The following is a 14,803-nucleotide window of genomic DNA, read 5'->3' on the forward strand; positions in this document are numbered from 1 at the left end:
CCTCCGTCCTCTGGAACCCGTAGCCGCGCTGCCGGAGCGCGCCCGGCCCCGACGCGAACCTTTCCCGCTCGGGGCGCCCGGCGGATGCACGACACGGGTGACGCGGACGGTTCAGCCGGAGGGAGTACCGTCGCCGGCCTCCACCGGCTTCCGGCGGGCGAGGGCGCTCGGCCACCACGCCCGGGGCCCGATGTCGATCACCAGCGCGGTGACCAGCAGCGAGCGCACCACGAGCGTGTCGAGCAGCACCCCGAAGGCGACGATGAACGCGATCTGCACCAGGAACGCCAGGGGGATCACCATCAGCGCCGCGAACGTCGCCGCCAGCACCACACCCGCCGAGGTGATCACCCCGCCGGTGGTGGTCAGGCCGCGCAGCACCCCCTGCCGGTTGCCGTGTTCGAGCGCCTCCTCCCGGACCCGGGACATCAGGAAGATGTTGTAGTCGACGCCGAGCGCCACCAGGAACACGAAGCCGTACAGCGGCACCGAGGCGTCCGTGCCGCTGAACCCGAGGAGGTGCTGGAAGACCAGCGCCGAAACGCCCAGCGTCGCCAGGAAGTTGAGCCCCACGGTCGCGACCAGCAGCACCGGCACGAGCAGCGAGCGCAGCAGCAGCATCAGGATCAGCAGGATGACGGCGAGCACGATCGGCACGATGACCGTCCGGTCCCGGGCGGCGGTCCGCTGGGTGTCGTACTGCTGCGCCGTGTACCCGCCGACCAGTGCGTCGGCCCCCGGGACCGCGTGCACCCGCGCGCGCAGCCGCTCGACGGTCTCCTTGGCCGCGTCGCTGTCCGCGGCGGCCTCCAGGGTGGCGTCGATGCGCACCCGCCCGTCGACGGCGAGCGGCTCGCCCGCCCCGGGCCGTCCGGAGGCGGAGACGGCGCCGGCGGAGGCCACGCCCTCGGTGCTCCGCGCGGCGGCCGTCACCTCTGCGGCCCGGCCGGCGTCGGCGATGATGACGGCCGGGTTGCCGGACCCGCCGGGGAAATGCTCGCCGAGCGTCTCCTGCGCGGCCACCGAGGGCGCGTCGTTCACGAAGATCTCGTCGAGCGGCACGCCCTTGGAGGACAGGGACGGCGAGAAGGCCGCGAAGACGGCGAGGACGAGCGCCGTCACCACCCAGGTCCGCCGCGGCCGGGCGTCCACCGCCGTGGCGACCCGGCGCCACACGCCGCTGCCCTGCGCGGACTGCTGCGGTGGCTTGGGCCGGGACGGCCAGTAGGCGGCGCGGCCCAGCAGCGCCAGCGCGGCCGGCAGGAAGGTGAGCGTGGCCAGCACGGCGCAGCCGATGCCGATGGCGCCGACCGGCCCGAGGGCGCGGTTGTTGGTGAGGTCGCTCGCGAGCAGGGCCAGCAGCCCGAGGGCCACGGTGGCGGCGCTGGCGGTGATGGCGCCGAAGGAACGGCGTACGGCTGCCGTCGCGGCCCCGAAGCGGTCGGCGCGCAGGGCGAGTTCCTCCCGGAACCGTGCGGCGAGCAGCAGGGCGTAGTCGGTGGCGGCGCCGATCACCAGGATCGACAGGATGCCCTGCACCTGCCCGTCGACCCGGACGCCGTCCCGCTCCGCCAGCACGTAGACCACCGCGCAGGCCAGGCCCAGGGCGAAGACCGACCCCAGGATGATCAGGAACGGCAGCAGGACGCTCCGGTAGACCAGCAGCAGGATCAGCAGTACGGCGCCCAGGGCCACGGCGAGCAGCAGCCCGTCGATGCCGGCGAACGCGTCCGACAGATCGGCCTGGCCGGCCGCAGGCCCGGCGATCCGGGCCGTGGTGCCCGGCACGGACCCGGCCGCCTCACGCACCGCGTCGAGGACCGTCGGCAGTTCATCGCCCAGGTCGGGCTTGAGCGGGACGACGGCCTGTATCGCCTCCCGGTCGCCGGAGAGCAGGGCGGGCGACGGGCGGCCGGCGACGCCGGGCTTCCCGGCGAGCGCGGCGACGGCGCGGCCCGCCTCGGCCTGCCGCTCCTTGGTGAACCGCTCCCCGTCCGCCGTCCAGACCACGATGGCCGGCACGGTCTCGGACCGGTCGAAGGCCGCGCGGGCTTCGAGCACCCGGGTGGACTCGGCGCTTCGCGGCAGGAAGGCGGCCTGGTCGTTGGTGGCCACCTCGCCGAGCTTGCCCGCGTAGGGACCGAGCGTGCCGCCCACCCCCAGCCAGACGAGCAGCAGAACGAGCGGTACGAGCCGCCGGGCCCGACGCTGTGCGGTACTCATGCGCATCCCAAGCCGTAGGAAGTGAGTCGTGGAAAGAAGTAACTCACTCATAAAGTATCTCAATCATTGAGAGATACTAGGCTGGGGGGATGAGCGGCTCCGGTGTACCCACGGCATCTCTTCCGGCGGACGACCCCACGGGGTTGCAGGCCTTCGCCGTTTTGCTGCGCCGGATGAACAGCGAGTTCAACCGCATCGCCCAGGAGTTCGCCCAGGCGCAGGGGCTGCACCTCACCGACATGCAGGCCCTGATCGCGATCCTGGACGCCGACTCCGACCCGGAGGAGGGGGGCGAGCCCATGACGCCGGGCCGTCTGCGGGGGCAGCTCAACCTCACGTCCGGCGCGGTGACCGCGTGCCTCGACCGGCTGGAGCGGGCCGGACACATCCGCCGCGTCCGGGACGCCGGCGACCGCCGCGTGGTGCACCTGCACTACGCCGACGCGGCCAGGGGCCTGGCCCGGGACTACTTCCGCCCCCTGGCGCGGAGCACCGACGCGGCCCGGGGGCGTTTCAGCCCCGAGGAGCTGGAGGTGGTCGTGCGGTTCCTCGCCGAGATGAACGCGGAACTGGTCTCGCTGCGCCGGGACCACGGCTGAGGGCTCGTCACGTACCGGTCGGGGCCGGGCTCGCGAGAGCCCGGCCCCTGTGCTCAGGTCATTCGGGTCAGAACTGGAGCGCCCAGGCGTCGATCCGCCCGGTGTCGTAGCGGGCGTTGTCGCTCACCCGCAGCTTCCACGTGCCGTTCGCGGCCTCCGAGGAGGCGTTCACGGTGTACGTGGTGTCGATGTTGTCCGCACTGCCGCCGGTGCCGTACGACTTCAGCGTGTACGCCGTGCCGTCGGGGGCGACCAGCTGGACCTGGAGGTCACCGATGTAGGTGTGGACGATGTGCACCTCGACGGCCAGGGCCGAGGGGGCGTTGCCGGAGACGCCGGAGACCGTCACCGGGGACTCGGCGGTGGCGTTGTCGGCGATGGCCTGGTCGGCGGTGTTCTCGAAGCGCGGGCCGGGCGGGGTGGTCGTACCGCCGCCGACGTACAGGAGCCGGTTGGGTGATCCGGTGCCGGGGCTGGTGACGACGCCGGTGGTCGCGGCGGACGTCAGCGCGGCGGAGACCTGCGCGGGCGTGGCCGTGGGGTTGGCGGCCAGGTGCAGGGCGGCGGCGCCGGCGACGTGCGGGCTCGCCATCGACGTGCCGGAGATGGTGTTGGTCGCCGAGTCGCTCGTGCTCCAGGCCGAGGTGATGGACGAGCCCGGTGCGAACAGGTCGAGGACGGTGCCGTAGTTGGAGTAGCTCGCCTTGGCGTCGCTCGATGTCGTCGCGCCGACCGTGACGGCCTCGGTGACGCGCGCGGGGGACCGGGTGGAGGCGTTGGTGGACTCGTTGCCGGCCGCGACCACGAAGGTGACGCCGGAGGTGATGGCGTTGCGGACGGCCGTGTCGATGGCCGTGTCGCCGGGGCCGCCGAGGGACATGTTGGCGACGGCGGGCTTGACCGCGTTGCGGGCGACCCAGTCGATGCCGGCGACGACCTGGGCGGTGGTGCCCTGGCCGGAGTTGTTCAGCACCCGGACGCCGACGACCTTGGCCTTCTTGGCGACGCCGTAGGCGTTTCCGGCGACCGTGCCGGCGACATGCGTGCCGTGGCCGTGGCCGTCCTGGGCGGTGTTGTCGTTGTCGACGGCGTCGTAGCCGTAGGAGGCGCGGCCGCCGAAGTCGCCGTGCGTGATGCGGACGCCGGTGTCGATGACGTACGCGGTGACGCCCTCGCCCGCCGAATCCGGGTAGCTGTACGAGCTGTTCAGCGGCAGGCTCTTCTGGTCGATGCGGTCCAGGCCCCAGGAGGGCGGGCTGGGCTGTGTCCCGGTGATGGAGAACGTCCGGTTCTGCACGACGGAGGCGACGGCCGGGTCGGCGGCGAGACGTTTCGCCTCGGACTCGGACGCCTCGACCTCGTAGCCGTTCAGGGCCTTGGTGTACGTCCGCTCGATGTCGGCGCCGTACTTGCGGGCGAGCGCGCGGCCCTCGGCGGACGCGGCCTTCCCGGTCTTCAGGGTGACGACGTAGCTGCCGGCGACGGCGTTCGCGGCGCCCTCGTACTGGATGCGCCCTTCGGCCGCGGCCGGGGCCGCGCCGGCGGGGAGGGTGGAGACGAGGCTCGCGACGAGCGCCGCGGTGGCCGTCGCGCCGAGCGCGGCCAGTCTTCGCCGGGAGGATCTGCGGGGAGTACGCATCACTGCCATCTGAGGGGTCCTCCTCAATCGGTGGTGCGCGGTGGGGTGTTGGTGCACGCCCGTCGGTCGCCGCCGATGAGGCCAGTGGGTCATGACCATGTCAAGCCAGCGGCTACTCCTGTGCGTCAGCGAAAGATTGAGGCCTCCACAGGAATTGCACAAGGGCCCTGCACGGACCGGCAGGACCCTCGTGACACCCCATCAGCCACCGGGACCGCTCCGCGAGAGGCGGTCCGAGGCGTCGCCCCGGACCGCCGGTGGCATCTCGGGCCGGGCTACCGGCCCGGCGCCCCCGCGCCTCAGCCCGTGGCGGACTGCTCCAGTACCTCCGCCGGCAGCGCGCCGCCCGCACCGATCACCTCGATGCCGAGCAGCCGCCCCGACGCGTCCACGTCGAGGAACACCTCGGCGTCCGCCCCCACCCCGTCGACGGGGATCTGCCGGACGGCCGCGCCGTCCGCGATGTGCTCGACGAGAGAGACATACGCGGTGTCGTTCTCGCGGTCGTACTCGATGTGCATGCTTCGCCTCTCGGGAACGGGCTCAGTTGCGGCCGACGGACACGACGTTGCCGGCCTTGTTGATCACGACCCAGACCTTGCCGGTGGTGTACTTCCACGTGCCCGGCGACTTGCCCTTGGTCTTCTTGCCGGTCTTCACCGTACGCGCGACCATCTCCTGGCTGATGCCGCGCTGGGCCATGCGCTGGGCCGCGTGCTTGGAGATGCTCTTGACGCCCTGGGAGAGCAACAGCCGCCCGGCGACGATCGCGAGCGGGATGAACCACGCCGGGTCCGCCACCACCGGGAAGGCCGTGCCCGGCCCCGGCCGCACGGTCTGCACGAGGGCGCCGCCCTCGACGCGGTACTCGGTGGGCACGGCCTCGCCGCGGGCGTCCTTCGCCCAGGGCGCGTCGAACGTACCGAGGTACTCCTCACCGCGGGTGACCAGGACGGAACCGTCCTCCAGGGTCTCGGTGGCCGCGTCCGCCGGCAGGCCGAGCGGGAAGCGGAACTCGGTCGGGGCGTCCGCGTCCTTGAGCGTGATCAGGGCGCGTACACCGTCCCGGTTGGGCTGCACCGCCAGGTCGACGTCCTCGCCCGCGCCCGGGTAGACGACCGTGCCGTTGGCACTGGTCGTGGCCTGCGCGTCGGCGCTGCCCGGCAGGGTCAGGCGCAGCACGTCGGAGCCGTAGGCGAACTCCACGGCGCCGTCGGCGGTGGCCGGGGCGGTGATGCGGGCGGCGGACGTCTCGTCGCCGACCTCCGCGTGGGTGGCCCCGCCGGCGACGGGCGTGCCGGGGACGAGGTCGGACGTCCCGGTCACGCGCTCGACCGTCTCGGCCGCCTGGACCGCCAGGGACGAGCGGGAGCCGGCGTCGCCGGTCCCGGCGTGCGCGCCCGCGGCGGTCAGCAGCACCGCTCCTGCGGTGCAGCACGCCACCAGGATGCGGGCGTGGGTGCGTCGGCGGCGGGCGGGGCGGTCCTGGGTGTGGTGCATGTGCGTCCTCGCGTTGTGCTGACGGCCCGTTCGACGGGCCGGTCGTGATCGGCGTCCCGACGGATCGTGGCAGCGCGGAAGGGGCCGGCGGCATCCGCCCGGGGGCGGGAACCGACCCCGCCGACCGGCGGGGTCCGGGCCGCCGTGTGGCAGGTGGCACACGGCTGCGGTGCAACGCCGTACGGGGGAGGACCGTCGTAACGAACGGTGATCGCGCTGCGTGGGGGGACGGAAGTGATACGAGTCGCGGTGGTGGACGACGAGCCACTGGTGCGCACCGGACTGCGCGTGATCCTCGGTTCGGCACCGGACATCACCGTCGTCGCCGACTGCGCCGGCGTGGGCGCGGCGGAGGCCGTGCGGGACGGGCGGGTGGACGTCCTGCTGCTCGACATCCGGATGCCGGTCGTAGACGGTCCGACCGTGCTGCGGCAGGTCGCCGCCCTCCCGCGCCCCCCGGCGGTGGCGATGCTGACCACCTTCGACGCCCGTGAGCATCTGGACGAGGCGCTGCGCCTGGGCGCGGCCGGGTTCCTGATGAAGAACACCGCACCGGAGCAACTGATCGACGCCGTACGGGCACTGGCCGCCGGACGCCGGGTGCTGGCGCCCGAGGCGGTGGGGCAGGTGATCGACGGCTACCTGCTCTCCGGCCGCGACGAGGACGCCGTACGGCGGGTGCGGGCGCTCACCGACCGCGAGCGGCAGGTGCTCGCCCTGGTGGGGGCCGGGCTCAGCAACCGGGCCATCGCGAGCCGGCTGCACCTGGCGCACGGCACGGTCAAGGACCACGTGAGCGCCGTGCTGGCGAAGCTGGGCGGGCTCAACCGGGTGCAGGCGGCGGTCGTGGCGGACCGGGCGAACCTGGTCGGCACGGGTCCGGGGCGGCGATGAGCGGGACGCCGGCACCCGGTGCCGTACGGCGGATCGCCTCCGGCGCGCTTCCGGTGCTGGTCGCGCTGGTCGACGGACTGGTGGTCAACGGCCTCACCTCCGGGCACGGGACGTGGCTCGCGCTGGTCGCCGCCGGCGCGCTGCTGCTGCGGCGCCGGGCCCCCGAGGCGGCCGTGCTCGCCGGCCTGCCGGGGCTGTACCTCGGGCACATCGCCTTCGCCCCGCTGATCGCGCTCTACTGCGTCGCCGTCCGGCGCGGGCCTGTCCTCGTCGGCGTGGCGGGCGCGGCGGCGGTCGCGGTGGCGTGGTTCCTGCCCCACCCGGCGGCCGGTACCTCCTCCCTCGCCCTCGACCGGGAGACGGCGCTGCTGGCCCTGGACTGCTGTGGGGTGGCGGCGGGCGTCGTCGTCCTCGGCCGGTCCGTCCGCTCACGCCAGGAGCGCCTGCGGGCGGCCACGGCCCGGCGGGCCTGGGAGAACCAGGTCCTGACCGAGCGGGTCCTGGCCACCGAACGCAACCGGCTGGCCCGCGAGATGCACGACGTCGTCGCCCACAAGGTGAGCCTCATCAGCCTCCAGGCCGGGGCGCTGCAGGTGGGCAGGCCCGGGGACACGGACGTGCGGGCGACGGCCCGCACGATCCACGAAATGTCGGCCCAGACCCTCACCGAACTGCGCCACCTCGTGGGGGTGTTGCGCACGGCGGGAGACCCCGACGCGCAGGACACCCCGGGAGCCGGACTGGCCGACCTCACGGCCCTGGTCCGCGACAGCGGCCTCACGGTGGACCTCGACGTGTCGGTCCCCCCGGTCCCGGTGCCCGAGCCGGTCGAACGCGCCGCGTACCGCACGGTGCAGGAGGCGCTGACCAACATCAGCAAGCACGCCCCGGGTGCGCGGGCGCGGGTACGGGTGCGCTGCGCGGCCGGCCTGCACGTCGAGGTGCACAACACCGCCCCCGGCCGCGCCGCCGCCCGGCCGCCGATCCCCGGCGGCGGCCACGGCCTGGTCGGCCTGCGCGAACGGGCCCACCTGCTGGGCGGCGACTTCCACGCGGCCCCGGCGCCCGACGGCGGCTTCACGGTGAGGGCGGTCTTCCCGGTGGGGTGGACGGGCACGCGTCAGCCCTAGGGGGCTTCGTCCTCCGCCGGCAGCGGCCAGACCCCCGCCGCCGAGAACACCGTCCCCGCACTGACTCCCGACGCCCAGCGGGCCGTCAACCGGTTCGCCGTCCGTACCGCCGTGTCCGTCGACCGCGTTCCGCCCCCGTCACCCCGCCGCCTACGATGCGCCCAGCCGTACGACGGACCCGCCCACCGCCTCAGCCAGGAGCACCGTACCCGTGTCGACACCCCCGCCCCCCGGGAGCCCGTACGGCCCGCCCTCCGCCAACCGGCCGCAGGCATACGGCCCGTACGGCCCCGCCGGGCGTCCGTACGGCACCCCGGTCTCCGTCAACGCCCTCGCCGTCGCCGCCCTCGTGCTCGGCGTGCTCTGCTTCCTGCCCGCCGCCGGTCTCGTGCTGGGGCTGATCGCGCTGTGGCAGATCCGGCGGTCCGGGCAGAGCGGACGGGGCCTGGCCATCGCCGGGTCGGTGCTGTCGTCCGCCGGGATCGTGCTGTGGGCGCTCGTGCTGTCCACGGGAGCCGCGTCCGAGGTCTGGGAGGGCGTCAAGGACGGCGCGCCGGGCAACGAGATCCTCTCGCTTGCCAAGGGCGACTGCTTCGACGCGCCCGGCGGGCTGGACGGCGACACCTTCGACGTCGACCGCGTGCCGTGCGAGGGCCGGCACGACGGCGAGGTGTTCGCGGTCGTCACGCTGCCGGGCGGCGCCTTCCCGGGCGACACGAAGATCACCGGCATCGCCGACGAGAAGTGCTACGCCCTCCAGGACCAGTACGCGATGGACACCTGGGCCGTGCCGGCCGATGTCGACGTGTACTACCTGCTGCCGTCCCGGGTGAGCTGGCGCCTCGGCGACCGCGCCATCACCTGCCTCTTCGGCAACACCGAGGCCGGGATCAAGCTGACCGGCTCCCTGCGCGGCGACCCCACCACCCTCGGCACCGACCAGGTCGTCTTCCTGTCGACGGCCAACGCCCTCGACACGGCGCTCTACGAGGAGCCCGAGAAGACCCCCGACGACGACCTCACCGCCCACCGGGCCTGGGCGGCCCGGGTCCACGACGTGCTCGGCGAGCAGATCGAGGCCCTGCGCGGGCACCCCTGGCCGGCCGGTGCCCGCAAGCCCGTCGCCGGCCTGGTCGAGGACCTGGAGGACGCCCGGGAGGAGTGGCGGAAGGCGAGCACCGCCGGTGACGCCGGCACGTACTACACGCACTACGACAAGGCGTACGGGTTCGTGGACGGCCCGGCGACCGTCACGGCGCGCAAGGCCCTCGGGCTGGCGGCGACCCCGCCGGGTCCCGGGGAGGACGAGAGCCGGGACTCCGAAGCGGAGGTGTGACGGCTGCCATAGCGGGGAGAAACCGCCTGCGTAAAGCCCTCAGGGCCACCATGTCATCACATCGAGTGATTCTCTGGCCTTTGCTTGCACCGCGGAACCTACGGTTGCCACGCTGTTGCTGTCTGTACAACCTGATGGGAGCGGCCAGTGACATTCGGTGAGCAGCCGGCGTACCTGCGCGTCGCGGGTGATCTCCGCCAGAAGATCGTCGACGGTCAGCTGCCACCGCACACCCGCCTGCCCTCCCAGGCCAGAATCCGCCAGGAGTACGGGGTCTCGGACACCGTCGCGCTGGAGGCCCGCAAGGTGCTCATGGCGGAAGGCCTGGTCGAGGGCCGCTCCGGCTCGGGGACGTATGTGCGCGAGCGGCCCGTGCCCCGGCGCATCTCTCGCTCCGGCTACCGCCCGACGGGCGGGGCCACCCCGTTCCGTCAGGAGCAGGCCGACGGTGAGGGCCGCGGCACCTGGGAGTCCAGCAGCGAGCAGTCCGAGGCGAGTGTCGCGGTCGCCGAGCGGCTGGACATCGAGCCGGGTGAGCGGGTCATGTGCACGCGGTACCTCTACCGCGAGGGCGGTGAGGCGATGATGCTCTCCACGTCCTGGGAGCCCCTCGCCGTGACGGGCAGGACACCCGTGATGCTGCCGGAGGAGGGGCCGGTCGGCGGCATGGGCGTCGTCGAGCGCATGCGCGCCATCGACGTGATCGTGGACAACGTCACGGAGGAGGTCGGCGCCCGGCCCGGCCTGGCCGAGGAACTGCTCGTCCTGGGCGGCGTCCCGGGGCATGTGGTCCTGGTCGTCCAGCGCACGTTCTACGCCTCCGGCCGCCCGGTCGAGACGGCCGACGTGGTCATCCCGGCCGATCGGTACCGGGTCGCCTATCACCTTCCGGTCAAGTAGCCGGCGCCCACATCCGCCCCGCGGTGCGCTCCCCGCGCGCCCCGCTCACACCGTCGCCGTGCGGACCGTCGCAGGGCGGGGTGGTGCCTGTCCCGGGGCGGTTCGTCATGTACGCAGGTCGACGGGCGTGGATGCGGTATGCCTCCGGCTGGATGCGCCGAGGTGCGCGGACGGCGCGTTCGTCGCTGTGCGCCCCTGGGTTCTGGCTGGTTGCGTACCTCTTTGTGAAAAGCCGTATTCGCTCCGTGAAGGTTAGGCGTAGGGTCGGGCATATGCGCATTGCGGTTTCCTTAGCGGGTGGGGTACGGCACAGGCCGCGGGTGGGAAGTGGAGGGGAGCGATGAACGACAGCACGGTCACTCTTCCCTGGCTCGTGATACGAGAGGACGACAACGGCAACCGCTACCGGGTGGGCCGGTACGCGACCCGGGCCGAGGCCCAGAAGATCGCGGACAGCCTCGACGGTCGCGGCCACAAGCAGCTGTACTGGGTCGAGCGGCTCGGCCAGAACGGATCGGCCGTGGCGCACGACTGACCACCGGGGGAGCGCCCGGGGAGTGCCCCGGAGACCGGCGGGGCTCCCGTAGGCTCCCCGCATGAGTGAGCGGATCGTCGTAGGGGCCGCACTGGTCGAGGACGGGCGGCTGCTGGCCGCCCGGCGCAGCGCGCCCGCCGAGCTGGCCGGACGCTGGGAGCTGCCCGGCGGCAAGGTCGAGCCCGGGGAGACGGCCGACGCGGCGCTCGCGCGGGAGCTGCGCGAGGAACTCGGCGTCGACGCCGAGGTGGACGGCCGCGTCCCGGGGGAGTGGCCCCTCAGGGCGCCGTACGTCCTTCAGGTGTGGACCGCCCGGCTGCGACCCGGCTCCGCATCCCCCGAGCCCCTCCAGGACCACGACGAACTGCGCTGGCTCGGCCCCGGCGAGATCTGGGACGTGCCCTGGCTCGACCAGGACGTCCCGGCCGTCCGGCAGACGCTCGCCCACCTGGGAACCGTCGAAGGCCTCGTCTCCCGCGGCCCTGGCCCGGGTGGGCCGGAAGGGGCCGGCACCTGAAGCCCGCCGGGGGCGTACGGACCCATCGCACGGTCAAGGGGGCGCCCCCATGCCTTTCGTGTCACTGTGCGCCGCCCCGCGCGGTACTCCGCCCCGGATATCGGGTATGTGCCCATTAACCCCATGAATTCGGACATGGGCGGGGTTCCTGCCTGGGAAGTGATCGGCGTGATCGACACCGAAGGTGACTGCGCCGAGTGGGCTTTTCCCGCCGAACCGGGCGCGGTGCGCACTGCCCGTCAGGCCGTGCGCGGCCAGCTCCGCCGCTGGGGACTCGACAACCTCGCGGACCTCGCGGCACTGCTGGTCAGCGAGTTGGTCACCAACGCCCTGCGGCACGCCACGGGCCCCATCGGGGTCCGCCTGGTCCGGCCCTCCGGTCTGGGCGCCGTCCTCCTGGTCGAGGTCTCCGACCCGCTGCCGGACCCACCCCGTGAGCGGGCCGCCCGGCTTGAGGACGAGAGCGGCCGCGGACTGCATCTGGTGGCCTCCTCCTCCCGTCGGTGGGGAACCCGGCCCGGCGTCTCGGGCAAGACGGTGTGGTTCGAACTCGCGGTGCCGGAGTGAAAATCCGGTGTACGTGCGTCTTACCGCTGTAGAGCGATTGGTTCAGGCCAGTGGCGGTTGCCGGCGGACGGGGTTCGACGGCGTGTCCCCTGGTTAGAAGACTGGAAGTGTTGTCACGGTCCGGACCGAAAACCATCGGGACCGTGCTGTGATCGTGAACACCGTGTTGTGCGGCACCGTAGTGCTGGATACTGCGGGCAGCCGCCCCCGGTGACCGGTGCCGGACGCGGTGAGCTGGAGGGGACGGTTCGCGTGAGCGAGATACCAGCGAAGGCCACGGAGTCCGAGGACCCGTCGGAGGGCGCGAGGGCGAGGGCTGCCGACGGCCTGGCCTCCGCGGTGGGAGGTGCGCTCGCGGCCGACGGGGTCCCGCAGGGGGACGCCATGTGGCAGAGCAGTCCCCCGGGATCCATCTACGACTACATCAAGGTCGCGTCCTTCTCCATCGGCCCCGACGGGCTGGTCGAGCAGTGGAGCCTGCGCGCCGAGCACCTCTTCGGCATCCCCGCCGACCGCGCCGTCGGCATGGACCCCATCGAGGCGTTCATCGATCCGCGCCACCGCGAGCGCGGCATGCGCAAGATGGCCGAGATCCTCGACGGCCGCGAGTGGACCGGCGTGGTGCCCTTCCGGATGCCGAGGGGCGTCGAGGGGGAGTGCGGCAACGAGGGGCTGGCCGAGGTGTACGTCATGCCGACGCGCACCGAGGAGGGCGACAAGGCGGCCGTCTGCATCGTCGTCGACGTGCGCACGCTGCGCAGCATCGAGACCGACCTCGCCGCCTCGCAGGCCATTTTCAGTCAATCCCCGTTCGGTTTCCTGCTGATCGACCCCGATCTGCGGGTCCGCCGCGTCAACCAGCGGTTCGCGTCCATCTTCGGCGGCGCGCCCGACGACCACCGCGGCAAGGGCGTCCACGACTACCTCCAGCGCGGCGAGGCCGACCGGGTCGCCGCCACGCTGCGCCGGGTGTTGGAGACCGGCAGCTCCATCACCGACATGCACGTCACGGGCTTCGTACCGGGTTCCGACGAGCGCCGTCACTGGTCCGTCAACCTCTACCGGGTGCACAGCGGTTCGGGCCGTCCCATCGGGATCGCCTGGCTCGGCATCGACATCACCGCCCGTCGCGCCGCCGCCCGCGAGGCCGCCGCCGCCCGGCGCAACCTCGCCCTGCTGAACGAGGCGGGCGCCCGCATCGGCAACTCCCTCGACCTGGAGACCACGGCCCGGGAACTCCTCGACGTCGTCGTCCCCGGCTTCTGCGACCTGGCCACGGTCGACCTCTACCAGGGCCTGCTGGCCGGCGACGAGACCCCGCCCGGGCTCGCCGACGGCAGCGCCGAACTGCGCCGGGTCGCCTTCGCCAGCGCCGTCTCCGACGCGCCCTTCGCCGGCACCGGCGTGCCCGTCGCCGTGGGCGCCGTCCACCACTACCCGTTCAACTCGCCCTGCGCGGACGCCCTGCGCACGGCCCGCCCGCAGACCGTCCCGGGCGAGGACGGCGGGCTGGTGCAGTCCACGCTCGCGGTGCCGATGGTCGCCCACGACACCGTCGTCGGGCTCGTGCAGTTCGCCCGGACGAAGGGCAGCGAACCGTTCGGTGACCGGGACCGCGACCTCGCCGTGGAACTGGCCGCGAGGGCCGCCGTCTGCATCGACAACGCCCGCCTCTACCGCCGCGAGCACGAACGCGCGTTGATACTCCAGCGGTCCCTGCTCCCGCCCGGCGACCCGGAGGCCTCCGGCCTCGACATCGCCTGCCGCTATCTGCCCGGCAACGTCAACACCGGCCGGCCCAGCGAGGTCGGCGGCGACTGGTTCGACGTCATCGAACTGCCCGGGCACCGCACCGCGCTGGTCGTGGGCGACGTCATGGGCCGCGGCCTGCGCGCCGCCGTCGCCATGGGCGAACTCCGTACGGCGGTCCGGACCCTGGCCCAGCTCGACCTCGAACCGGCCGAGGTGCTCTCCCAGTTGGACGAGATCGCCCGCGGCCTCGGCGCCCCCGGGGGTGTCACGCAGGCGACCCGGGCGGCCCGCCGCCCCCGCGAGGCGGACCTGTCCGAGGTGTACCTCGCCACCTGCGTCTACGCCGTCTACGACTCCGTCACCCGGCGCTGCACGTTCGCCAACGCGGGCCATCTGCCGCCGGTGCTGGTCGAGCCGGGCGAGGCGGCGCTGATGCTGGACGTGCCGCCGGGCATGCCGCTCGGTGTCGGCGGGGAGCCCTTCGAGGAGGTCGAGGTCGAACTGCCCGAAGGCGCCCTGCTCGCGCTCTACACGGATGGACTGGTCGAAAGCCGCGACCATCCCCTGGACGAGGGCCTCCAGGCCTTCGTCAGCGCCCTCTCCGACCCCGCCCACCCGTCGCCCGGCCGCCACCCCTCGACGACGGCGCTGCGCGCCGACTCCTCTCAGTACCTGGAGGACGTCTGCGACCACGTCCTCAACACCCTCGACACCCATCACGGCGAGGACGACATCGCCCTGCTGATGGCACGTGTACAGGGACTGCCCACGGAATCCGTCGGCGACTGGACCCTGCCGCGGGAGCCGCGCAGCGTGGGCCGGGCCCGCGAGTACGCCCGGGCCCAGCTGCTCGCCTGGGACATGGAACCCCTCGTCGACACCACGGAGCTGCTGGTCAGCGAACTGGTCACCAACGCCCTGCGCTACGGCGAGGGCGAGATCCGCCTGCGCCTGCTGCTCGACCGCACCCTGGTCTGCGAGGTCTGGGACTCCGGTCTGGTCCAGCCCCGCCGGCGCCGCGCCCGTGACACCGACGAGGGCGGCCGTGGCCTCCAGCTCGTCGGCCTCCTCAGCGCCGCGTGGGGCTCACGGCGCACACCCCGGGGCAAGACGGTGTGGTTCGAACTGCCCCTGCCCGGAGGCGATACCAGCCTGACGGATCCGGCGGAGGCCCTGCTGAGCCTGTTCTGACGGCAACCGAACGTCCGTAC

At 73.2% G+C, this 14,803-nt stretch carries 13 protein-coding genes; 9 read left to right on the plus strand and 4 right to left on the minus strand.

Going from position 1 to position 14,803, the window contains the following annotated elements; genetic code table 11:
- Nucleotides 1-111: 111 nt before the first annotated feature.
- A complete protein-coding gene (locus HNR57_RS12795; protein ID WP_184559883.1) occupies nucleotides 112-2,223 on the minus strand; it encodes an MMPL family transporter in 2,112 nt (703 codons plus the stop codon).
- 89 nt (nucleotides 2,224-2,312) lie between these two features.
- Between HNR57_RS12795 and HNR57_RS12800 the strand changes: the two genes are divergently transcribed.
- Nucleotides 2,313-2,822: a MarR family winged helix-turn-helix transcriptional regulator gene (locus tag HNR57_RS12800; RefSeq protein ID WP_246554476.1), complete on the plus strand. Its 510-nt coding sequence runs from the start codon at nucleotides 2,313-2,315 to the stop codon at nucleotides 2,820-2,822.
- 67 nt (nucleotides 2,823-2,889) lie between these two features.
- Here HNR57_RS12800 and HNR57_RS12805 read toward each other — a convergent pair whose 3' ends face one another.
- The 3 genes from HNR57_RS12805 to HNR57_RS12815 all read right to left on the minus strand — a co-directional run bounded on the left by HNR57_RS12805 (nucleotide 2,890) and on the right by HNR57_RS12815 (nucleotide 5,961).
- A complete protein-coding gene (locus tag HNR57_RS12805) occupies nucleotides 2,890-4,470 on the minus strand; it encodes a S8 family peptidase (RefSeq protein ID WP_184559885.1) in 1,581 nt (526 codons plus the stop codon).
- A 290-nt stretch (nucleotides 4,471-4,760) separates the two neighbouring features.
- Nucleotides 4,761-4,982: a DUF2283 domain-containing protein gene (locus HNR57_RS12810; protein WP_184559886.1), complete on the minus strand. Its 222-nt coding sequence runs from the start codon at nucleotides 4,980-4,982 to the stop codon at nucleotides 4,761-4,763.
- A 22-nt stretch (nucleotides 4,983-5,004) separates the two neighbouring features.
- On the minus strand, nucleotides 5,005-5,961 hold the full coding sequence (locus tag HNR57_RS12815) for a DUF4258 domain-containing protein (RefSeq protein WP_184559887.1): 957 nt from the start codon (nucleotides 5,959-5,961) through the stop codon (nucleotides 5,005-5,007).
- A gap of 234 nt (nucleotides 5,962-6,195) precedes the next feature.
- On the opposite strand from HNR57_RS12815, the gene HNR57_RS12820 reads away from it, so the two are divergent.
- The 8 genes from HNR57_RS12820 to HNR57_RS12855 all read left to right on the plus strand — a co-directional run bounded on the left by HNR57_RS12820 (nucleotide 6,196) and on the right by HNR57_RS12855 (nucleotide 14,783).
- The gene (locus tag HNR57_RS12820) at nucleotides 6,196-6,855 is read left to right on the plus strand and encodes a response regulator (RefSeq protein WP_184559888.1); all 660 of its coding nucleotides are present in this window, start codon (nucleotides 6,196-6,198) and stop codon (nucleotides 6,853-6,855) included.
- Nucleotides 6,852-7,985, plus strand: a complete 1,134-nt coding sequence (locus HNR57_RS12825) for a sensor histidine kinase (RefSeq protein ID WP_184559889.1) — start codon at nucleotides 6,852-6,854, stop codon at nucleotides 7,983-7,985. Before HNR57_RS12820 ends, HNR57_RS12825 begins: the two co-directional genes overlap by 4 nt.
- A gap of 211 nt (nucleotides 7,986-8,196) precedes the next feature.
- Nucleotides 8,197-9,321: a DUF4190 domain-containing protein gene (locus HNR57_RS12830; protein ID WP_184559890.1), complete on the plus strand. Its 1,125-nt coding sequence runs from the start codon at nucleotides 8,197-8,199 to the stop codon at nucleotides 9,319-9,321.
- Between the two features lie 147 nt (nucleotides 9,322-9,468).
- A complete protein-coding gene (locus tag HNR57_RS12835) occupies nucleotides 9,469-10,221 on the plus strand; it encodes a GntR family transcriptional regulator (RefSeq protein ID WP_184559892.1) in 753 nt (250 codons plus the stop codon).
- Between the two features lie 340 nt (nucleotides 10,222-10,561).
- Entirely contained in the window at nucleotides 10,562-10,756 is a 195-nt protein-coding gene (locus tag HNR57_RS12840; protein ID WP_031132511.1) for an SPOR domain-containing protein, read from the plus strand.
- Nucleotides 10,757-10,817: 61 nt separating this feature from the next.
- Entirely contained in the window at nucleotides 10,818-11,273 is a 456-nt protein-coding gene (locus tag HNR57_RS12845) for a (deoxy)nucleoside triphosphate pyrophosphohydrolase (RefSeq protein WP_184559894.1), read from the plus strand.
- Nucleotides 11,274-11,408: 135 nt separating this feature from the next.
- A complete protein-coding gene (locus tag HNR57_RS12850) occupies nucleotides 11,409-11,840 on the plus strand; it encodes an ATP-binding protein (RefSeq protein WP_184559896.1) in 432 nt (143 codons plus the stop codon).
- A 252-nt stretch (nucleotides 11,841-12,092) separates the two neighbouring features.
- Nucleotides 12,093-14,783 carry a SpoIIE family protein phosphatase gene (locus HNR57_RS12855; protein WP_184559898.1) on the plus strand — a complete coding sequence of 897 codons (2,691 nt, stop codon included), beginning with the start codon at nucleotides 12,093-12,095 and terminating at the stop codon, nucleotides 14,781-14,783.
- Nucleotides 14,784-14,803 lie beyond the last annotated feature (20 nt).

Origin of the sequence: Streptomyces paradoxus, assembly GCF_014202475.1 — a bacterium.
Taxonomy (GTDB): domain Bacteria; phylum Actinomycetota; class Actinomycetes; order Streptomycetales; family Streptomycetaceae; genus Streptomyces; species Streptomyces paradoxus.